15 protein-coding genes are annotated in these 19,765 nt (G+C 56.1%); 10 read left to right on the top strand and 5 right to left on the bottom strand.

Going from position 1 to position 19,765, the window contains the following annotated elements; translation table 11 throughout:
* Positions 1-19 precede the first annotated feature (19 nt).
* Positions 20-760, bottom strand: coding sequence for a nitroreductase family protein (locus CLH62_RS02810; protein ID WP_099616622.1), 741 nt, complete (start codon positions 758-760; stop codon positions 20-22).
* 92 nt (positions 761-852) lie between these two features.
* On the opposite strand from CLH62_RS02810, the gene CLH62_RS02805 reads away from it, so the two are divergent.
* Positions 853-1,455, top strand: a complete 603-nt coding sequence (locus CLH62_RS02805; protein WP_099616621.1) for a uracil-DNA glycosylase family protein — start codon at positions 853-855, stop codon at positions 1,453-1,455.
* 14 nt (positions 1,456-1,469) lie between these two features.
* Here CLH62_RS02805 and CLH62_RS02800 read toward each other — a convergent pair whose 3' ends face one another.
* Positions 1,470-3,221, bottom strand: coding sequence for an ABC transporter substrate-binding protein (locus CLH62_RS02800; RefSeq protein WP_228152757.1), 1,752 nt, complete (start codon positions 3,219-3,221; stop codon positions 1,470-1,472).
* A 358-nt stretch (positions 3,222-3,579) separates the two neighbouring features.
* Between CLH62_RS02800 and CLH62_RS02795 the strand changes: the two genes are divergently transcribed.
* A complete protein-coding gene (locus CLH62_RS02795) occupies positions 3,580-4,707 on the top strand; it encodes a porin family protein (protein WP_099616619.1) in 1,128 nt (375 codons plus the stop codon).
* A 275-nt stretch (positions 4,708-4,982) separates the two neighbouring features.
* Here CLH62_RS02795 and glpD read toward each other — a convergent pair whose 3' ends face one another.
* Positions 4,983-6,512 carry a glycerol-3-phosphate dehydrogenase gene (glpD, locus tag CLH62_RS02790; RefSeq protein WP_099616618.1) on the bottom strand — a complete coding sequence of 510 codons (1,530 nt, stop codon included), beginning with the start codon at positions 6,510-6,512 and terminating at the stop codon, positions 4,983-4,985.
* Positions 6,513-6,693: 181 nt separating this feature from the next.
* Positions 6,694-7,452 (bottom strand): DeoR/GlpR family transcriptional regulator, encoded by a 759-nt coding sequence (locus tag CLH62_RS02785; protein WP_099616617.1) that lies wholly within the window; start codon positions 7,450-7,452, stop codon positions 6,694-6,696.
* A gap of 205 nt (positions 7,453-7,657) precedes the next feature.
* Between CLH62_RS02785 and glpK the strand changes: the two genes are divergently transcribed.
* Entirely contained in the window at positions 7,658-9,130 is a 1,473-nt protein-coding gene (gene glpK, locus CLH62_RS02780) for a glycerol kinase GlpK (protein WP_099616616.1), read from the top strand.
* Between the two features lie 26 nt (positions 9,131-9,156).
* Here glpK and CLH62_RS02775 read toward each other — a convergent pair whose 3' ends face one another.
* On the bottom strand, positions 9,157-11,037 hold the full coding sequence (locus CLH62_RS02775) for a sigma-54-dependent Fis family transcriptional regulator (protein ID WP_099616615.1): 1,881 nt from the start codon (positions 11,035-11,037) through the stop codon (positions 9,157-9,159).
* Between the two features lie 332 nt (positions 11,038-11,369).
* On the opposite strand from CLH62_RS02775, the gene CLH62_RS02770 reads away from it, so the two are divergent.
* The 7 genes from CLH62_RS02770 (at position 11,370) to CLH62_RS02740 (ending at position 19,718) form a co-directional block, all read left to right on the top strand.
* The gene (locus CLH62_RS02770; protein WP_099616614.1) at positions 11,370-12,464 is read left to right on the top strand and encodes an ABC transporter ATP-binding protein; all 1,095 of its coding nucleotides are present in this window, start codon (positions 11,370-11,372) and stop codon (positions 12,462-12,464) included.
* Positions 12,464-13,564 carry an ABC transporter ATP-binding protein gene (locus CLH62_RS02765; RefSeq protein ID WP_099616613.1) on the top strand — a complete coding sequence of 367 codons (1,101 nt, stop codon included), beginning with the start codon at positions 12,464-12,466 and terminating at the stop codon, positions 13,562-13,564. Before CLH62_RS02770 ends, CLH62_RS02765 begins: the two co-directional genes overlap by 1 nt.
* Positions 13,564-14,430: a carbohydrate ABC transporter permease gene (locus CLH62_RS02760; RefSeq protein WP_064228936.1), complete on the top strand. Its 867-nt coding sequence runs from the start codon at positions 13,564-13,566 to the stop codon at positions 14,428-14,430. Before CLH62_RS02765 ends, CLH62_RS02760 begins: the two co-directional genes overlap by 1 nt.
* Positions 14,431-14,440: 10 nt before the next feature.
* Positions 14,441-15,247, top strand: a complete 807-nt coding sequence (locus CLH62_RS02755) for a carbohydrate ABC transporter permease (protein WP_099616612.1) — start codon at positions 14,441-14,443, stop codon at positions 15,245-15,247.
* Between the two features lie 11 nt (positions 15,248-15,258).
* The gene (locus CLH62_RS02750; protein WP_099616611.1) at positions 15,259-15,534 is read left to right on the top strand and encodes a DUF2160 domain-containing protein; all 276 of its coding nucleotides are present in this window, start codon (positions 15,259-15,261) and stop codon (positions 15,532-15,534) included.
* Between the two features lie 221 nt (positions 15,535-15,755).
* Entirely contained in the window at positions 15,756-17,498 is a 1,743-nt protein-coding gene (locus CLH62_RS02745) for an ABC transporter substrate-binding protein (protein ID WP_099616610.1), read from the top strand.
* 213 nt (positions 17,499-17,711) lie between these two features.
* Positions 17,712-19,718, top strand: a complete 2,007-nt coding sequence (locus CLH62_RS02740) for a methyl-accepting chemotaxis protein (protein WP_099616609.1) — start codon at positions 17,712-17,714, stop codon at positions 19,716-19,718.
* Positions 19,719-19,765 lie beyond the last annotated feature (47 nt).

Genomic DNA, 19,765 nt, shown 5'->3' with positions numbered 1-19,765 from the left:
CCGGATTGCCCGGGCCAGATCAAAGGAAGTGTACCAGCTGGCTTTGATCAAAACGGTACTGGCGATTATACACGCCGTTCTCCGCCCGGCGGCCGGCTGCCAGCACCATGGTCACCAGTCCTTTCCCGGGCAGGTTGAGCAGCTTCTTAACACGACACTCGTCAAAACCCTCCATGGGGCAGGAATCATAGCCATGGGCCCTGAGCGCAAGCATCAGGTTCTGGGCCGCCAGGGCTGTGGATTTGGTGGCCCAGATTTTCATCTCGCAGGTGGAGTAGGGGCCTCGGGGCACAGGCCTGGTGATTCCCACGGCAAGGCCCGCCGCTTTCTTTGCTAACCCCAGAATACCGAAGGGGCCCTGGTTGTAATGAATGGGGGCGACTTTGCGGTAGTACTTTTCAACGATAGGCGGCAGCTTTTCTTCCGGCCAGTCCTCCAGGGCTTGCCGTGCATGAGCTCGCCAGGTATCGGGTCGGGCAACCACCACGATCAGCGCGGCGGCGGTTTTCGCTGCATTCTGGCCAAGGCAGGCGTGGGCAAGCTTTGCCTTCAGCTCCGGAGTGCGGACAACGAAAAATTCCCAGGGCTGAAGATTGCTGGAATTGGGGGCCAGGGTGGCCAGCTCCAGGCAATCGTCAAGCACCGTCTCGGGAATAGGCTCATCGGTGAAGCGCCTGATGGAACGGCGCGTGCGAACGACTTTCCGGAACTCTTCGATATCGATTTCCGGCAGCGGGAGAGAGCCTGCTTTGGCATTCATGATGTGTCCTTCGAGACTTGTTGTGTCGTGATTGTGCCTCTATCGTTACGGGAAATCCCTGTTTATGCAATCACCCTGAAGACGGAACACTCATGACTGAGGATCTTTCCCGGCTTCCCTTCGACGACCTGGTTCGACGCGTGCGGGCCTGTACGATTTGCGCCGACGTTCTGCCCCGTGGGCCAAGGCCGGTCATACAGATATCCGAAAGCGCCAGAATTCTGGTGGTCGGGCAGGCTCCGGGCAGGCGAGTGCACGAAACCGGGCTGCCCTTCAACGACCCCAGCGGCGACCGGCTTCGACAATGGATGGGGATAACCCGGGATACCTTCTATGATGAGCAGAAGCTCGCCATCCTGCCCATGGGGTTTTGCTATCCGGGTACCGGCAAGTCCGGAGATCTTCCGCCGCGGCCGGAGTGCGCGCCAGCCTGGCGCAACTTGTTGCTGGATCGTCTTCAGCATATCGGGTTGACTCTGGTTATCGGCCAATATGCCCACGCCTGGCACCTGGCCGATTGTCGTAAATCCGTCACGGCCAATGTGCAGCATTGGCAGGAGTATTGGCCGGACGTTCTGCCTATGCCACATCCGAGCCCCAGAAATAACCTCTGGCTGCGCCGCAATCCCTGGTTCGAAAGCGAAGTGGTGCCAGCGCTGCAGCGTCGAGTTGCCAGGCTCCTTGAGCCCGATTGAGGCCGGGAGGTTATTCAGTTGCCCGCGATGTCCCACTGCCTGAGCAGGTCCTCGTAACGGATGGTTTTGCCCTGGGGTTTCTCATTACTCAGGCGAGGCTTGGGCGCACCGGGTTGGGCCAGCCACCACTCACCGCCCTTTAGCTGCTGTTCATCTGCCATTCTCGGGCCGCAATCACCGGCCAGGAAATTACGCTCAATGACCGAAAGGGTTCTGTCCTGTGCCGCAGCCAGGTTATTGAGCGCCTGCTGCGGGCTGACTTTACCGGTTACCGCATCGGCGATGTTTGGCCACCAGAGCTTGGCCAGCCTGGGGTAGTCTGGCACGTTCACTCCAGTGGGTGACCAGGCTGTCCTCGCTGGACTGCGGTAGAACTCGACCAAGCCTCCCAGTGCCGGCGCTTTTTGCTGCATCTGCGGCGATTCCAGGTCTGAAAGCCGGATGGGTGTCAGGCCGTACAGGGTCTTCTGGAGTGACACCGTGCGTGAGACGGTGAACTGGGCGTATAGCCACGCTGCTTTCTGCTGTTCAGCCCCCATCGCGCGCGGGATAGTCCAGGCGCCAACGTCCTGGTATCCCAGTTTCATACCCCTCTGCCAGTAGGCGCCCCGTGGGGAGGGCGCCATGCGCCATTTGGGCGTGCCGTCTTCGTTGACGACGGGTAAACCCTCTTTTGTCATATCGGATGTAAAGGCGGTGTACCAGAAAATCTGCTGTGCAATCTGTCCCTTCGCCGGCACGGGCCCGGCTTCAGAGAACGTCATGTCCGCAGCTTCCGGAGGAGCGAAGCGCTGCAGCCAGTCAATGTATTTTTCCAATGCGTAGACCGCCGCCGGGCTGTTGGTAGCGCCGCCACGACTGACAGACGAGCCAACAGGATGGCAGCCCTCCATACGAATGCCCCACTCATCGACCGGTAGTCCGTTGGGGATGCCACGGTCACCTGCGCCTGCCATGGAAAACCAGGCATCGGTGAAGCGCCATCCCAGGGAGGGGTCCCGTTTGCCGTAGTCCATGTGCCCGTATACCCGTTCTCCATCGATCTCCCGTACGTGTACCGTGAAAAATTCCGCAATGTCTTCGTATGCGGACCAGTTAACGGGCACGCCAAGCTCGTAGCCGTAACGTTCCCTGAATTGGGCCCTCAATTCCGGCCGCTGGAACCAGTCGTAACGGAACCAGTACAGGTTGGCAAACTGCTGGTCGGGTAGCTGGTAGATCTTGCCATCCGGACCGGTGACGAACTCCAGGCCAATGAAATCTTCCAGTGCCAGGGTCGGCAGCGTAAATGCCTTGCCCGCCCCCTCCATATAATCGCTCAGTGCCAGAGCCCAGCCGCTGCGAGAATGGGTACCGATCATGTCGGAGTCATTGACGAATGCGTCATAACGGCCTTTGGCAGCCATGATCCGCTGCAGGTTTATCTGGCGGATGACCTCGCCTTCCGGTTTTCTGTCGTGGGTTACCGGAATCTTGGTGAGCTTCGAAAACGCAGGCGCTAAAACCCGAGCCTCATAGTCATGGGTCGGCAGTTGTTCTGACAGGACCGAGATCTCGGTTCCCTTGAGCTCCATGGCTGCGCGGGCGAACCAGGCCAGCTCTTCGGCCTGTTCATCCTCCGACAGGGTCGAATCCGGAAAGTGGTCCTGGATCAGCGCGCGGATGAGCGATCGCTTTTCATCGGACAGCGCGTCGAAGAGGGGACCGGCTATTGCCGGGCGGCTAATCACTAGCATCAAGCCGATAAACAGCAGAAATGTTTTCATGATCGTCTCTTTTTTTTGTTGCTTTTCGTACAATTAACGATCTTATGGTTAGAGATAAGGTTCGTCAACGAAAAATTATTGATCAGCTGTTTAATGGAATAAAGTGTTATTAAACATCGATTTAAGTGATTCTTATAGTATTCTTGCCTTTCTGAAGGTCGTCTAAACGAAAATTTTTTCGATCATAAACTTTTCATTTTCGATTTTCGGCGTTAGATTTGTTCTGTTTCGAACTGTTGTGTCTTAAAACGAAAAGCGGGCAGTTCGTTAACGCAGTTGGCCACCCATGGCTATGTCCTTCGCAAGACTTTTGGGGTGGCTGACGATCGTTCAGCGCTAACAAAAACAGGAAGCTAACATGATCGAAAATAACAATGTTCCAACTTCGTCCAACAACCACTCGTTCCGAAAGGCTCCTCTGGCAGCCGCGGTCTTACTGGCGGCAGGCGTTTCTTCGCCAGCCCTGGCGGAAGTTTCTTTTGAGTCTGATAATGGGTGGAAAGCCGGTTTTAACGGGCATATTCCGATCTTTGCGGTGTTCGGAAACTATGACCAACCAACCGATGAGGATTCATTCACCATCACGACCGGCTTCAATCCGGCAACACTGCAAACCAACATCTACGCACCGACCCAGAATGGCCTGGAAGTCTCTGGTCACTTCCAGATGAACGCCAACATTGCACCGGGCGATGCAAACGCCGAGTTTCGTAGCCGGGTTTCCGAGATTGCCGTGGCCGGTGATTTTGGCCAGGTCAACATTGGTAAGGGGTTCGGTATCTATGGGGTTCCTGCCATTGGTGATAACGGCAGCGCGCTGGGTGTCGGCCTGATCGGCGGGCCGGACCAGGTGGCAGCCACCGCCGGGCGCATCGGTAACGGCTACTTCTACGCCAACTTCACACCCCGCGTGATGTACACCTCCAACAGCCTGGGCGGCCTGCAGTTCAAAGTTGGCCTGTTCAGCCCGTCGAAAGTGGATGGCGTTACAGATGCCGAGTACACCATGCCCCGCATCGAAGCGAACGTGGTCTATTCGGGTGACAATTTCTCCCTCTGGTCCAGCGGCTTCACCCAGGACGTGGACTCCAAAACCGGCACCTTTGATGACTACACCATGTCCGGTATCGATTTCGGGGGCTCCGTCTCACTGGGTGGTCTGAGTGTTCGCGGTAACTACGGCATGACCCAGGGTACCGGCAACGGCGTTTTCGCCGCCCGCCTGGACCCGAACGAGGAAGACGCCAGCCAGTGGTATGTTGAGACCACCTACCAGATCAACCGGACCACACTGGGTGTCAGCTATGGTGAAGGCGAGGACGATATCGTCGCTGGTGACAGCAACGACACCGATCTGACCATGCTGTTCGCTCGCTATGCGGCAACCGACCACCTGACCCTGATGGCGGAATACACCACTCTGGGTACGGGTGACGGGCAGGGCGAATATGATGCGATCATCTTTGGTTCGCAGCTGACGTTCTGATTGATGCCAGATGACTGCTCCTCCAACCATAGGGGATGCAATGAAAAGGTTGAGGGTCATTCCTCAACCTTTTTTGTTGGAGTTTATGCACAAAGTTTTCGAGGGCAGGGGGAGGGCTTTCCCAAAACCGTGCGGAGCCAGGGATGGCGGAGCCGAGCTTACAGGGACGTATTTACAGCGTGTTTTGGGAAAGCCCTCCCCCTGTCCGTGTACTCCGACGTAAAAAAGCTCCGGGCGGATAGAATCCGGCCGGAGCAAAAATGCCTGAGAGAGTTTCAGGCGCTGTGGTGGAGAGCAGTCTTGCGGTTATCGGTAGTGACCGTTTTCATCAGAAAACGTTCCAGGGCTTCGACATCCGAGTCACTGGCGTATAGCCCCTGTTTGGTCCTACGCCAGAGAATATCCTCTGACGTCATGGCCCATTCGTTCTTTATCAGGTGCTCAACTTCCCGCTGATACAGCGTCCCGGCGAAATGTATGCCCAGATCGTCCATGGAGTGGCAGTCCCGGAGAATGTCGTAGCTGGTTGTGCCGTAGGTACGAACGTAACGACTGATCACCTTCTCGGAGAGCCAGGGAAAATCACGTCTGAGGGTTTCTTCCAGTGCCTCATGATTGGCAAAGTCTCCGCCCGGTAAAACACCAGTTTTGGTCCAGCGACCGCCGGCCTCCGGAAAGAACTGGCAAAGCTTGTCTGTGGCGGCTTCGGCCAGCTTGCGATAGGTGGTGATCTTGCCTCCGAATACCGAAATCAGCGGCGCCTTACCTTTTTCACTATTGACCTCGAAGGAGTAGTCCCGTGACGCTTTCTGGGCATTCTCCTGCTCATCGTCCATCAGGGGGCGGACACCGGAGTAGGACCAGACAACATCCGAAGGCTCCAGTTGTCGCTTGAAGTGAGAATTCACGATGTTCAGCAGGTAGTCGGTTTCCTCGGGCGAAATCTTTGCTTTTTTCGGGTCACCTTCGTAATCCACGTCGGTGGTGCCCACCAGTGAAAATTCGTCCTCGTAGGGAATGACGAAAACGATCCGCTCGTCCTCGTTCTGAAGGATATAGGCCTCGGTGCCCTTGTTCATGCGCGGTACCACAATATGACTGCCTTTCACCATGCGAATCATCTTGGGAGCCGGCATGGAAAGAGTCTCGCCGAACAGTTTGCTTACCCAGGGGCCAGAGGCATTCACAATAGCCTTCGCCGATACCGTTTTTTCGGTTTCGTTGGTCATGTCACGAAGAGTGACCGTCCATGCCTTTGAGCCCTGTTCTGCCTTGACGCATTTGGTGCGGGTCAGTATCTGTGCGCCAAACTGCTGTGCTTTCTTTGCGGTCAGCACCACGAGACGGGCATCGTCTACCCAGCCGTCAGAGTATTCAAAGCCTTTAGTGATATCGGGCTTCAGAGGATCCTTCTCATCAAATTTGATCGAGCGGGAGCCCGGAAGGATTTCCCGTTTTGCCAGATGGTCATAGAGAAACAGGCCGGTGCGAATCATCCAGGCTGGCCGCAGGTGAGGGCGGTGAGGCAGCCGGAAACGCATGGGCCACATGATGTGTGGTGAGTTGCGAAGCAGGGACTCGCGCTCGGCCAGGGCTTCCCGGACCAAGCGAAATTCATAATGTTCCAGGTACCGCAGCCCGCCATGTATCAGCTTGCTGCTGCTTGATGAGGTGGCTGAGGCCAGGTCATTCATTTCGCAAAGTAGAACTTTCAGTCCCCGTCCCGCCGCATCCATGGCAATGCCCGTGCCGTTGACTCCGCCGCCAACGACAATAACGTCAAACTGATCGTGCTCCATAGTCATTGTTGGTCATCTCCTGACGCCAATGGAAAAGACGCTTTGTTGTGGTGCGCACTTTTCGTGTTCGATATGCGGTATATCGCTATTATGCGAAAGGCAAACATATTCGTAAAGGAAAAAATAGAAAAAAAACGAAAAAGCGGATGCGTTCACGTTTTCGGATAGAAGGGCAAGCGAAAAGCGGTCAGACGATGTGGAGTTGAACGTTGTGTTCGGTCAGCAGTTGGCGGATTTCCACGGGTGGCTGCTGGTCGGTAAACACATGGTCAGCCTGGGAAATGCTGCCAAGACGGACCATGGCATTGCGCCCGAACTTGGAATGGTCCGCTGCCAGCAGAACCTGGTTGGAATTGGCAATGATCGCCTGGGCAACCCGGACTTCGCGGTAATCGAAGTCCAGCAGGGAGCCATCGTTGTGGATGCCGCTGATGCCGATGATGCCGAAGTCCATCTTGAACTGGTTGATGAAGTCACGGGTGGCCTCACCGACAATCCCGCCATCCCGGTTGCGAACTTCACCACCGGCAATGATCACGTGGAAGTCTTCCTTGGCAGAAAGAATCGACGCGACATGGAGGTTGTTGGTGACGATCTGAAGGTTGTTCTTCTCCAGCAGGGCCTTGGCAATGGTCTCGGTGGTGGTGCCGATATTGATGAACATGGAGGAGTTATCCGGGATCAGCTCCACCAGCGCTTCTGCAATTCGTTCCTTGGCCTCAAGGTCCATGATTTTTCGGGCCTGGTAAGCAGTATTGACCGTGCTGGAGTCGATGCCTGCTCCACCATGGTGCCGGCGGAGCTTTTTTTGTTGCGCGAGTTCGTTCAGGTCCCGGCGGATGGTCTGGGGCGTTACCTTGAACTGGTCCACCAGCTGCTCGGTTGTGACAAAACCGTTCTGCTGGATCAGCTCCATAATCAGATCCTGTCGGCGACGCTGTGCCATTAAAAACTCCTCCGCTCTGTCATTCTTCTCGTGCGAAATACTGTGCGTCCGAAAACATTATCAAAGTTTAGTGGTTTTCAGCGGGTTATGCAGCTTTTTTAAAGGGGTCGACACGCAATATGTGCGTTTTCCGTGAAAACCACTTGGCATTGATGTTCAAAAAAGTAAAAATACGAAAAAACAAGAAAGCGAGGTCGAAAATATTATGAGCCAATATATCCTTTCTATCGATCAGGGAACTACCAGTTCCCGAGCCATACTCTTTGACCTGCAGGGCAACATCCACGCCACCCGACAGCAGGAATTCCCGCAGCATTTCCCGGCCAGTGGCTGGGTTGAGCACAATCCGGAGGACATCTGGTCATCGGTTCAGCAGACCTGCGACGCCGTGATGGCCGAAGAGTGTGGTGATCGCGGTGAAGTGGTTGCGGTGGGGATTACCAACCAGCGCGAGACCACGGTGGTTTGGGATCGTGAAACCGGAGAGCCCGTGTACAACGCAATCGTCTGGCAGGACCGGCGAACCGCCTCCTACTGTGAGTCGCTGAAAAGTGAAGGGCTTGAATCCTGGGTCAACAGCAAGACCGGCCTCCTGATTGATCCCTATTTCTCCGCCACCAAGATCCGCTGGATACTGGAAAATGTCGCCGGTGTCCGCGAGCGCGCAGAGCGGGGTGAGCTGGTTTTTGGAACGGTCGACAGCTTTCTGTTGTGGCGCCTGACCGGTGGCCGCGAGCATCGTACCGACGCCACCAATGCCAGCCGTACACTGCTTTTCAACATTCATTCCCAGAAATGGGATCCGGAGCTTCTGGAGCTTTTCGGCATTCCCGAATCGCTGTTACCGGAGGTGATGGATTCTGCCGATCAGTTCGGACAGATTACCCACGGTGGGGCGCTCAACGGTACTTCGGTACTTGGCGTTGCTGGCGATCAGCAGGCTGCCCTGTTTGGCCAGACCTGCTTTGGCATCGGCATGGCAAAGAGCACTTACGGCACCGGCTGCTTCCTGATGCTCAATACCGGCGACAAGGCTTTGCAATCGGAGCACCGGTTGCTTACGACGGTGGCCTATCGAGTGAATGGCAAGCCTACCTATGCCCTTGAGGGCAGTATCTTTATCGCCGGCGCTACCATTCAGTGGCTGCGGGACGGCCTTCAGCTTATCCGGGATGCCTGTGAAACCGAGCCTCTGGCGGAGGGAACGCCAGTCGATCACGGTGTATACCTGGTGCCGGCATTTACCGGGCTTGGGGCGCCCTATTGGGATCCCAATGCGAGAGGTGCCATATTCGGTCTGACCCGGGATACCGGCATCAAGGAAATTGTTACGGCGGGCCTGCAATCCGTTTGCTACCAGACCAAGGATCTGCAGAAGGCCATGGAAAAAGACGGCATTCGTCCGGTCAACCTTCGGGTTGACGGTGGCATGGTGGCAAATAACTGGGTCCTCCAGTTCCTGGCGGACATACTCGGTGCGCGGGTAGATCGCCCGTCGATTGTGGAAACCACGGCCCTGGGCGCCGCTTACCTGGCGGGCCTTGAAGCAGGTGTGTACAAATCCCTCGAGGAACTCGCGGAATTATGGCGATGCGACCGGAATTTCGAGCCGGTCATGACCAAAGAGGATCGGGACAAGCTCTACGATGGTTGGATCCAGGCGGTGCAAAAGCTTTGAAGCCCTGACTCTCCCGGCAGCGAATATCAGCGAACTCCCAATTCCCGCAGGCGCTTGTACAGGGTGTTGCGGCTAATGGCGAGTTCTCTCGCTGCATGAGATACGTTGCCCGTGCATTTTCGATAGACCTTGAGCGTTCTGGCAAGTGTATCTTCTGGTTCCACCTCAAGGCCGGCGATACCTGGCTCCTGCATAGCTGTTTCGGACTCCTCACCGGCCGTGGTCTCGAATTCCGCGAGAAAGTCTTCCGGCAAGTGCCAGACCTGTACGTCCTCCCCGTCTGCAATCGCGATTGCTACCCGCAGCACATTCACCAGCTGCCGGATGTTGCCTGGCCACGGGTGGTTCTCCAGGGCGGAAAGAACTTTGGGAGACAGATACTCTGACTGTCCGGGATCCCGATGCTGCGAATAGAGGGTCTGTATCAGGGGCAACCTGTCGGCCCGGTTCCGAAGCGAAGGGAGTTCCACGCAAAGGCCGTTGATGCGGTAATAGAGGTCCGCCCGGAAATGGCCGTTGTCGATACGTGAGCTCAGAGGCCGGTTGGTCGCGGTAACCAGCAGAATATCGACAGGAAGACTGTCAGTGGAGCCCACCGGGGTAACGACCCGTTCCTGCAGCACTCTAAGCAGCCGGGACTGCGCCGACAGGGGCATTTCGCCAATTTCATCAAGAAACAGAATGCCCTTGTGGGCCTTTCGAATGAACCCCAGGGAGCCCTGCGCCCTGGCGCCGGTAAACGCGCCCGGTTCATAACCGAACAACTCTGATTCAACCAGTTCCGGTGGAATGGCTGCGCAGTTAACCGCTACCAGCGGCTGATCCTTGCGGTGGGATGCCCGATGAAGTGCCTTGACCAGCACTTCCTTGCCGACCCCTGTCTCGCCGGTGATAAGCACCGGTACACCCCGCTGAAGTACCTTGTGACTCTGTGTGGCGCACCGCTTGACGGCTGAGTCGCCATACTCGAGGTTGTCGATGCCCAGAAACCCATCGGCTTGCCTGACCTCGTCTGGCAGCCGCGCAGGCTCTGTCTGTGCTGCGTTTTCGCCAAGCCTTGTCGGGCGTTTGATCCGGGCGCTCAGTCTTACCTTGCTCCGGGTGGTCAGCTGCAGGGTTTCGGTTTCAGGGTGCCCCAGAATGCGGTTTCGGTGGCCGGTAAATAGCTCATCCAGACGGGCCTCAACGGTATTTATTCCCAGCAACTGGTCCGCCCGCTGGTTGCTCGCAATGACCCGGCCGGAATCATCGCACATCAGGATGCCCGACCAGGGGCTGTCGAAGTTGTCCGCCGTGGTATTCAGAGTGATCTGGAAATGATCCGGGCCAAACTGACGGTTGATGAGGCGGTTTTCCACAGACTGGGAAAGCAGTCGAACCATGCCCAGGGTATGCGCCTGTGGCAGGTACGCGTCGCTGAACACACTGAGAACGCCGGCAATCTGTCTGTGGGCATCGAAAATAGGTGCTGCGGAGCCAATGATGCTTCGGTTTGTTTTCAGAAAATGTTCGTTTCGCTGAATCTGCACCGGCGCACCGACAGCAATCGACGTTCCGATGGCGTTAGTGCCGCAATTCTGCTCCTGCCAGTTTGCGCCGGCCTGGAACCAGGGCTTCAGTCGGGTCTCGGTGATGCGTTCATCGCCCCAGCTGTTCAGTACCGTCGCATGCTGATCGGAGAGCAGAATGAGGCAGCGGCTGTTGGAAAGTACGTTCCGGTAGTAGGGCAGCACTTCGGCCTCGGTTACCGAGAGCAGCTCGCTGTACTGGCGGTTTATTTCCTCCAGCCGGGCCGATTCCGGCATCAGCGGTGCCGGCTCGTGATCGTGATCAAGGCCCCAGGCAATGCAACGGTTCCACGAATCGGCAATAACGCTTCGGTAATCCGAATATTCGTTTTTTCTCATCTGGCGTCACTCAGGCGTTCGTTTGTTGTTCTGGTCGACGTTCGAGCAGCTAACCCAGGCAAATGTGTCACAGGTGTTGCTCAATCATCTGTGCAAATGCTGTTCACGTCAATGTTCAATTTGAACAAAGTATTGCTAAACGAACATTGATGTTTTCGAATATGAAATCCAAGAATAAATAAAAAGACCGCAAAAACAATGGTGTAGGTAAAATCACCTATGAAGACGCGTAAGCTGGTATAGCCTTTGCGTAAGGAGATTCGAAATCGAATTTTCGTGGTCGGTGGAAACCGGCCCGGAGTGCGTTTCCACAAGAACAAAAAGGAAAGCCTATGTCCTTAACACTGGAGAATCTCTCCCGTGAAGTCGACGGTGTCGACTTTATCCGGGATGCCAACCTCACCTTTGAGGCAGGTTCCTTTAACGTTCTGCTTGGCCGGACACTGGCCGGAAAGACCTCGCTGATGCGACTGATGGCCGGGCTGGACAAGCCCGATAACGGCCGTCTGATCTACAACGGTGAGGACGTCACAGGGCAGAGCGTGCAGAGCCGCAACATATCGATGATCTATCAGCAGTTCATCAATTACCCCAATCTGACCGTCTACGAAAATATCGCCTCGCCGCTGCGGCTGGCGAAGATGGCGGAGTCCGAGATTGATCGCCGGGTAAAGGAAACGGCGTCCATGCTTCGGATTGATCCATTGCTCAAGCGCTACCCACTGGAACTGTCGGGTGGCCAGCAGCAGCGAACCGCCATGGCCCGGGCCCTGGTGAAGGATGCCACCCTGGTGCTATTCGACGAGCCCCTGGTTAACCTCGATTACAAGCTGCGAGAAGAGCTTCGGGCGGAACTGCGGGAACTGTTCCGCGAGCGCCAGTGCATTGCGGTGTACGCCACCACGGAGGCCAATGAAGCCCTTGCGCTCGGTGGCACAACCACATTGCTGCACGAGGGCCAGGTGGTACAGACCGGGCCAGTGATGGAGGTCTATCGTGCCCCGGTGAACACGCTTGCTGCACAGTTGTTCAGTGAGCCCCCGATGAACATGATTCGAGGCCGGGTTTCTGAAACCGAGGTGACCTTCGACGAGTACTCCCACCATGCGCTCACGCAGGAACTGGCGAAGCTGAAACCCGGCGATTACTGGTTCGGGATTCGTCCCAGCCATATTGGCCTGGTTCCTACCAGCGATGATGATCTGGAAATGTCCATGGAGGTGGAGCTCAGCGAGATCAGTGGTTCCGAAACCTTCATGCATGTGGAGAACAGTCACTTCGAAATGGTGTTGCAGTTGATGGGTGTGCATCAGTACCACACAGGTTCGCCCATCAAGGTGTACCTGCCGATCAACAAACTGTTCGTCTTCGACAATAACGAGCAACTGGTGCACACACCGTCCCAGGTTTCAGGAGGGTCTGTCTGATGGCCGAAATTCAATTGAAATCACTTGCCCACAGTTACAGTGACAGGCCGGAAGGGCCGGATGATTACGCGATCCGTCAGCTCGACCACGTCTGGCACAAGGGTGGAGCGTACGCACTGCTGGGGCCGTCCGGTTGCGGGAAAAGCACCATGCTGAACATTATTTCCGGCCTGGTTCAGCCTTCCGAGGGGGATGTCCTGTTCGACGGCAAGCGTGTTAACGAGCTGTCCCCACGAGACAGAAACATTGCCCAGGTTTTCCAGTTTCCGGTCATTTACGACTCCATGACCGTCTACGACAACCTGGCGTTTCCCCTCAAGAACAACAAGGTGCCCGCCTCCAAGATCAAGGCCCGAGTTCATGAGATCGCTGAAGTCCTGGAAATCGAGGACAAGCTCTACAAGAAGGCGAAGAATCTGACCGCGGATGAGAAGCAGAAGGTCTCCATGGGGCGTGGCCTCGTGCGGGAGGACGTTTCGGCGATTCTGTTCGACGAGCCACTGACGGTGATCGATCCCCAACTCAAGTGGAAGTTGCGCCGCAAGCTCAAGCAGATTCATGAACAGTTCGACATCACCATGGTGTATGTCACCCACGACCAGCTTGAAGCCTCCACCTTTGCCGACAAGATTGCCGTGATGTACGGCGGCCAGATTGTCCAGTTCGGTACCCCAACCGAGCTGTTTGAGCAGCCCAATCACACATTCGTGGGGTTCTTCATCGGTAGCCCCGGCATGAATCTCATCGAGGTTCAGCGGTGCCCACGGGGCGTGTGCTTCGGAAGCACGGTTGTGGCGCTTCAGCCCTGGCAGGTTGATGTCCTGAAGCGGACGAGATCCACCAACATCAAGATCGGAATTCGGCCTGAGTTTGTGGAAGTGTCCTCAGTGGCTTCAGACGACACCTTCGAGGCGGAGGTCCTGGATGTCGAGGATCTGGGCACCTACAAGATTGTTACCGTTCAGCTTGATCACGAGAAAATGAAAGTCCGGCAGAGCGAGGACTTCGCCGCATCGATCGGCAGCCGGGTTCATCTTTCGTTCCCGAAGCAATGGCTGAAGCTGTATGTGGATGAATTCCTGGTACAGGAGCAACAGTGATGCAAAAGGTACAAAACAACAAAGCCTGGTGGCTGGTGCTGCCGGTATTTCTGCTCGTTGCCTTCTCGGCGCTGATTCCTCTGATGACCGTGGTGAATTACTCGGTTCAGGATATTTTCGGACCGGGCCAGGCGTTCTACGTGGGCACGGAATGGTTCAAGGAGGTGCTGAGCAACGAGCGCCTGCAGGATTCCCTGATTCGTCAGTTCATATTTTCTGGCGCGGTCCTCTTGATCCAGATCCCTCTCGGGATCGGGGTCGCCCTGATGATGCCCAAATCCGGCATCAAGGGCTCGCTCTGTCTGATTCTTCTGGCTATTCCGCTACTGATTCCCTGGAACGTGGTTGGCACCATCTGGCAGATCTTCGCCCGGGGCGATATCGGTCTGTTCGGCTGGGGCATCAATCAGCTGGGGATTGATTACAACTATACCGGCGACACCCTCGATGCGTGGCTGACGGTTCTGCTGATGGACGTCTGGCACTGGACGCCGCTGGTGGCCTTGCTCTGCTACTCAGGGTTGCGGGCAATTCCGGAAGCTTTCTACCAGGCGGCGGAAATTGACCGCGCCTCGAAGTGGGCAGTGTTCCGGTATATACAGCTCCCGAGGCTCAAGAGTGTTCTGATCATCGCGGTGCTGCTGCGGTTTATGGACAGCTTCATGATCTACATTGAGCCGTTCGTGCTCACCGGTGGCGGCCCTGGCAGCTCCACCACCTTCCTGAGCCAGACCCTGACGACCATGGCAATCGGTCAGTTTGATCTGGGGCGCGCGGCTGCGTTCTCGCTGATCTACTTCCTGATTGTATTGCTTATTTCGTGGCTCTTCTTTACCGCCATTACGCACGCCGACAAAGAAAAATAAGGAGAGTGTGATGAGACAGACACGTTCGAAAAACGTCGGGATTACGCTGTTTATTCTGCTGCTCCTGACTCCGATCTACTGGTTGCTGAACATGTCGTTCAAGACCAACCAGGAAATTCTAGGGGGACTGACCCTTTGGCCCCAGAACTTCACCCTGGATAACTATGCCGTGATCTTTACGGATCCCAGCTGGTACAGCGGGTACATCAACTCGATGATCTACGTGTCCATCAACGTGGTCATCACGTTGCTTGTGGCCTTGCCTGCCGCCTATGCGTTCAGCCGCTACAAGTTCCTGGGTGACAAGCACCTGTTCTTCTGGCTGCTGAGCAACCGGATGGCGCCGCCGGCGGTCTTCCTGCTGCCTTTCTTCCAGCTTTATTCATCCATCGGTCTGTTCGACACCCACATTGCGGTGGCACTGGCTCACTGCCTGTTCAACGTGCCCCTGGCTGTCTGGATTCTGGAAGGGTTCATGTCCGGTGTACCCCGGGAATATGACGAGATGGCCTATATTGATGGTTACAGCTTTCCGAAGTTTTTCGTGAAGGTGTTCCTGCCGATGATTCGGTCCGGGATCGGGGTGACGGCCTTCTTTGCCTTCATGTTCTCCTGGGTGGAACTGCTGCTGGCCCGGACGCTCACGTCCGTGGATGCCCAGCCGATCGGGGCGATCATGACCCGAACGATCGGGGCGAGCGGTATCGACTGGGGTGTTCTGGCCGCCGCCGGTTCGCTCACCATCATTCCCGGCCTGCTGGTGATCTGGTTTGTTCGCAACCATGTTGCCAAAGGCTTCGCCCTCGGACGCGTGTAAGGAGACGTTTTATGATTGCCTGGATGAACTGGACGCCGACCGTCGCCATCTTCTTTGCAGTGATTGCGGGAATTCTGGCGGTAATGACGGTTTTCGAAATTGTCTCCCCGTGTACCGAGAGGAAGGGGTTTCTGCCGATAGCCACCACCCGCGGTGACCGGTTGTTTATCGGATTGCTATCGGCTGCGTATATACATCTGGCCTTCCTGGCGGTCAGCGATATCACCCTCTGGGTGGCGCTGGCGGTCTCGGTGGCCTGGCTACTGGTGTTGTTGCGCTGGGGATGAATCTGGAATCGGATGTTCGTTATGTTGGTTTTTCGAACATCCGGATCTATAAATCCGCTAAAAATACTTGTAATGATTTCGCAAACGAACTATTTTTATTTCAATGATCGGAATCGATCATAGGCGGTTCCGGTGAAAAGAATAGCGACCAGAGCGCTATAAATGCGGAAACGAAACCCGGCTGTTTCGTTCCATTCATAACAAGACGAACGAGGTTGGATATGTTCAACAACAATAAATATCCGAGAACCCTGTTGCTCAGCGCCGCCGTTGGTGTCGCCAGCATGGGTTTGAGCCTGCATGTCAGTGCCGATCAGTATAGTGAAGCAGCTGAGAAGTGGGTTAATGAAGCGTTCAAGAACTCTACTCTGAGCAAGGAAGAACAGCTCAAGGAAATGGAGTGGTTCACCAAAGCCGCTGAGCAGTTCCGTGGCATGGACATCAACGTGGTTTCTGAAACCATAGCGACTCATGAGTATGAGTCCAATGTTCTGGCCAAGGCGTTTTCCGAAATCACCGGGATCAATCTGACCCACACGCTGATTCAGGAAGGCGATGTTATCGAGAAGCTCCAGACTCAGATGCAGTCCGGACGTAACATCTACGACGGCTACGTGAACGATTCGGATCTGATCGGCACCCATTTCCGCTATGGCAAGGTGGTCGCGGTTGAGGACATCATGAATGGTGCCGGTAAAGATCTGACACTGCCCACACTGGATCTCGACGACTTCATCGGCCTCGACTTTACGACCGGGCCGGATGGCAAGCTTTACCAGCTGCCCACGCAGCAGTTTGCCAACCTCTACTGGTTCCGGGCCGACTGGTTTGAACGTGAAGACCTGCAGAAGCAGTTCAAAGAAATCTACGGGTACGATCTGGGTGTTCCGGTGAACTGGTCAGCCTACGAGGATATTGCCGAGTTTTTCTCGGTTCACGTGAAGGAAATTGACGGTGAGCGCGTCTATGGTCACATGGACTACGGCAAGAAAGATCCGTCTTTGGGCTGGCGTTTCACCGATGCCTGGTTCTCCATGGCGGGTGCTGGCGACAAAGGCTTGCCTAACGGCCTGCCGGTAGACGAATGGGGGATTCGGGTTGAGGAGTGTCACCCGGTCGGCTCCAGCGTCAGCCGTGGTGGTGCAACCAATGGTCCCGCTGCCGTGTATGCCACCGAGAAATACGTGGATTGGCTGCGTGAGTATGCGCCTCCCGAAGCCCAGGGTATGACCTTTTCCGAGGCCGGTCCGGTTCCTGCGCAGGGTAATGTTGCCCAGCAGATCTTCTGGTATACCGCCTTTACCGCGAGCATGATCAAGGATGGATTGCCGGTTGTGAATGAAGATGGCACGCCCAAGTGGCGCATGGCACCGTCTCCCCGTGGTCCCTACTGGGAAGAGGGCATGAAGCTGGGTTATCAGGACGTTGGTTCCTGGACTTTCCTGGACTCCACGCCTGAGAAACGTCGCCTTGCAGCTTGGCTGTACGCCCAGTTCACCGTAGCCAAGACCGTATCTCTGGAGAAAACCATTGCCGGCCTGACTCCGATTCGCGAGTCCGACATCGAGTCTGAGGCGATGACTGAAATGGCTCCGAAGCTCGGTGGTCTGGTGGAGTTCTATCGCAGCCCGGCCCGCGTGCAGTGGTCCCCGACCGGTACCAACGTGCCAGACTATCCGAAGCTGGCCCAGCTTTGGTGGCAGTACATTGCCCAGGCAGCCAGTGGTGAAGCCACTCCGCAGGAAGCCCTCGACGGCTTGGCTCAGGCCCAGGATCGGGTCATGGAGCGCCTTGAGCGTGCCAATGTTCAACCGAACTGTGGTCCGAAGCTTAACGAGCCGCGTGACCCACAATACTGGCTGGACCAGCCCGGCGCACCCAAGCCGAAGCTGGCTAACGAAAAGCCGCAGGGCAAAACCGTTGCCTACGATGAGCTGCTGAAAACCTGGGAAGAGGCTCGCTAAGGCGAGCTGATTTCTGCAAGAGCAATGCCTGCCGCAACAGGACCCTTTCGTTGCGGCAGGCAGAGCACCGTTGTCACGGTGGGTTTTGGCCGGTTGCTTATAGTTCCCCCCTTTCAAGCATTCCAAGGTAGCCCCTCCCGGGGCCAACCCTGCCGGCCCTTTTTCTAGCGTTTTGCCCGCCTTTTCATAACGGTGGCGGGAAGGGTGTGTCCAATGAACAGAATCTCCGTAATCCATCGTTTGTACGCGGGCTTTGGCCTGCTTTGCGTGATTATTGTCTGCTGGGGAGCATTCAATATCAGCATCATGTCGTCGCTCTCAGGAACAACGGACAAACTGACATCGGATGTGTTTCCGCTCAGCGGATTGATTCAGGAAATGGAAGCCCATCGCTCGGAAACTGCAAAGTATGCAGTGGAAGTCGTTTCTGCTGACGACCAGCCGGCGCTGGATGACCGATCAACAAAACTTTCCAGCAGCCTCAACGAGCTGCGTAGGAGTATTGATGCACTGACTACGTCCAACAGTATGGCCATGTTTCCGGCACTGCAGTCGATCAATGTCTCCGCACGCGCACAACTGGATGAACTCCGGCGCTCGGCTGAGACCTTCGTCGCCCTCAAGGGTCGGGTGCTGTCTGTGTCGGAGGCCGTGAATGCGGGACTGAGCGAGTTCCTTGCCAATAACGGGGAAATAAAAAGAACTCTGGTCAGGGAAGGGACAGAACCGGCGGGACGAGATATTTACATCCGCGACCTGTTCACCACGGTGATGGAGAACCTGGCCAACATCGAGCTGTTGATCATGCAGATGGTCAGCACGGAAGACGCGCGTAAACTGAGTGCCATCGTCGAGAATCTCCGTTTCAATACCCAGACCTTTGAGCAGGATATATCGGCCCTGGTGGACGAGGTGCCGCGCCTGGAAGGGCTGCCGCCGTTTGTGCGGACGTTTCTTTCGGCGGTGAATGATGAAGTCGGGATCATCAGCCAGTATTCTGGCTATCGCCAGAGCCGGCTTGAGCTTGAACAGGCGGCCAGGAAGGTCGACAGGACTCTAACGGCAATGGCATCGGGACTGGATGAAGCCGGGAGAACCGTGGCTGACCGGGCGAGCGCTTCAGTATTCGCACTGGATGCAACCGCCGTGAATTCGGAAAAGCTGGTTTACTGGCTGCTGCCAGTGGTGGTTCTGGTTGCTCTGGTAACCTCCATCAGGCTCGGACGGATGATCAGCAGACCGCTTCAGGCAACCCAGCAACACCTTGCTGCCATGGCTGACGGCGATTATTCACGGGCCCTTGAATTCCCGGCCCGTGGCGAGTTTATCGACCTGAAGAGTTCCGTGAACCGATTGTCCGAGGCCATGGCAACAGTGCTGGGAAGTTTGCAGCAGGCGGGCTCGGACATATCGGTGATCGCATCGGGTAACGCCAGGTTTGCCAGGGACTTCAACGAACGGATACGGAACCAGTCAGACGAGCTCCGCGCTATTGCCGCAGCAATGACCCAGATGGAGGCATCGGCAAGGGAGGTAGCCGGCTCCGTTCGGGATACCCATAACCTGGTTGGCGAGGTTAACCGCCAGGTGGAGGACAACCTGACTGCGGCAGCGCGCGGCATGGACTGTGTGGCGGGCCTGGAGAGTCAGGCGGAACAGACAGCCGGGAAACTCCGCCAGCTTGAGCAGGCTTCCTTCGACATTGGCAGAATAACCGAGGCTATCGACGATATTGCCAACCAGACCAACTTGCTGGCCCTGAACGCCGCCATCGAATCGGCCCGGGCCGGTGATGCCGGTCGCGGCTTTGCAGTGGTTGCCGATGAAGTTCGTGGCCTGGCCCGAAAGACAACCGAGAGCACCGATACGATCCGAAATCTCGTCGAGGACCTTCAAAGGGAAGCGTCGGAATCGGTAAGTTCAATGGACTCCAGTTTCGACCAGCTCCGGTCGGTGCGCGACTTGATGGCGAACGTCTCTGAAGGGGCTGGCAGGATTGGCTCGGCAATGGGGCGGATCCATCTGGGCGCGGAGCACATCCGCCACGGAATGAATGAGCAGGAGAATGTCAGTCAAGTGGTAGCGCGGCAGGTCAATGATATCAGTGCCTCTGCGGTCGAAAGTCTTGAAAGTATTGGCGAACTGGTCACTACCTGTGACCGGCTGGAGGATTCGGTGAGTAACATTGAATCACTGATGGCGCGCTTTTGGGTCCACTGATCAAATCTATTACCGGCTAACTTTCGTTTCCATATAACAAATTTGTC

It is taken from the genome of Marinobacter guineae, from assembly GCF_002744735.1.
GTDB lineage: Bacteria > Pseudomonadota > Gammaproteobacteria > Pseudomonadales > Oleiphilaceae > Marinobacter > Marinobacter guineae.
This window is presented reverse-complemented; position numbering and strand designations above follow the sequence as displayed.

What these genes read in the sequence shown, in the direction of transcription:
- glpD (WP_099616618.1), bottom strand. Translation starts at nt 6,512, where the DNA reads ATGACTATGGAGCACGATCAGTTTGACGTTATTGTCGTTGGCGGCGGA.
- CLH62_RS02755 (WP_099616612.1), top strand. Translation starts at nt 14,441, where the DNA reads ATGAGACAGACACGTTCGAAAAACGTCGGGATTACGCTGTTTATTCTG.
- CLH62_RS02810 (WP_099616622.1), bottom strand. Translation starts at nt 760, where the DNA reads ATGAATGCCAAAGCAGGCTCTCTCCCGCTGCCGGAAATCGATATCGAA.
- CLH62_RS02770 (WP_099616614.1), top strand. Translation starts at nt 11,370, where the DNA reads ATGTCCTTAACACTGGAGAATCTCTCCCGTGAAGTCGACGGTGTCGAC.
- CLH62_RS02745 (WP_099616610.1), top strand. Translation starts at nt 15,756, where the DNA reads ATGTTCAACAACAATAAATATCCGAGAACCCTGTTGCTCAGCGCCGCC.
- CLH62_RS02785 (WP_099616617.1), bottom strand. Translation starts at nt 7,452, where the DNA reads ATGGCACAGCGTCGCCGACAGGATCTGATTATGGAGCTGATCCAGCAG.
- CLH62_RS02750 (WP_099616611.1), top strand. Translation starts at nt 15,259, where the DNA reads ATGATTGCCTGGATGAACTGGACGCCGACCGTCGCCATCTTCTTTGCA.
- CLH62_RS02760 (WP_064228936.1), top strand. Translation starts at nt 13,564, where the DNA reads ATGCAAAAGGTACAAAACAACAAAGCCTGGTGGCTGGTGCTGCCGGTA.
- CLH62_RS02805 (WP_099616621.1), top strand. Translation starts at nt 853, where the DNA reads ATGACTGAGGATCTTTCCCGGCTTCCCTTCGACGACCTGGTTCGACGC.
- CLH62_RS02765 (WP_099616613.1), top strand. Translation starts at nt 12,464, where the DNA reads ATGGCCGAAATTCAATTGAAATCACTTGCCCACAGTTACAGTGACAGG.
- CLH62_RS02775 (WP_099616615.1), bottom strand. Translation starts at nt 11,037, where the DNA reads ATGAGAAAAAACGAATATTCGGATTACCGAAGCGTTATTGCCGATTCG.
- CLH62_RS02795 (WP_099616619.1), top strand. Translation starts at nt 3,580, where the DNA reads ATGATCGAAAATAACAATGTTCCAACTTCGTCCAACAACCACTCGTTC.
- CLH62_RS02740 (WP_099616609.1), top strand. Translation starts at nt 17,712, where the DNA reads ATGAACAGAATCTCCGTAATCCATCGTTTGTACGCGGGCTTTGGCCTG.
- glpK (WP_099616616.1), top strand. Translation starts at nt 7,658, where the DNA reads ATGAGCCAATATATCCTTTCTATCGATCAGGGAACTACCAGTTCCCGA.
- CLH62_RS02800 (WP_228152757.1), bottom strand. Translation starts at nt 3,221, where the DNA reads ATGAAAACATTTCTGCTGTTTATCGGCTTGATGCTAGTGATTAGCCGC.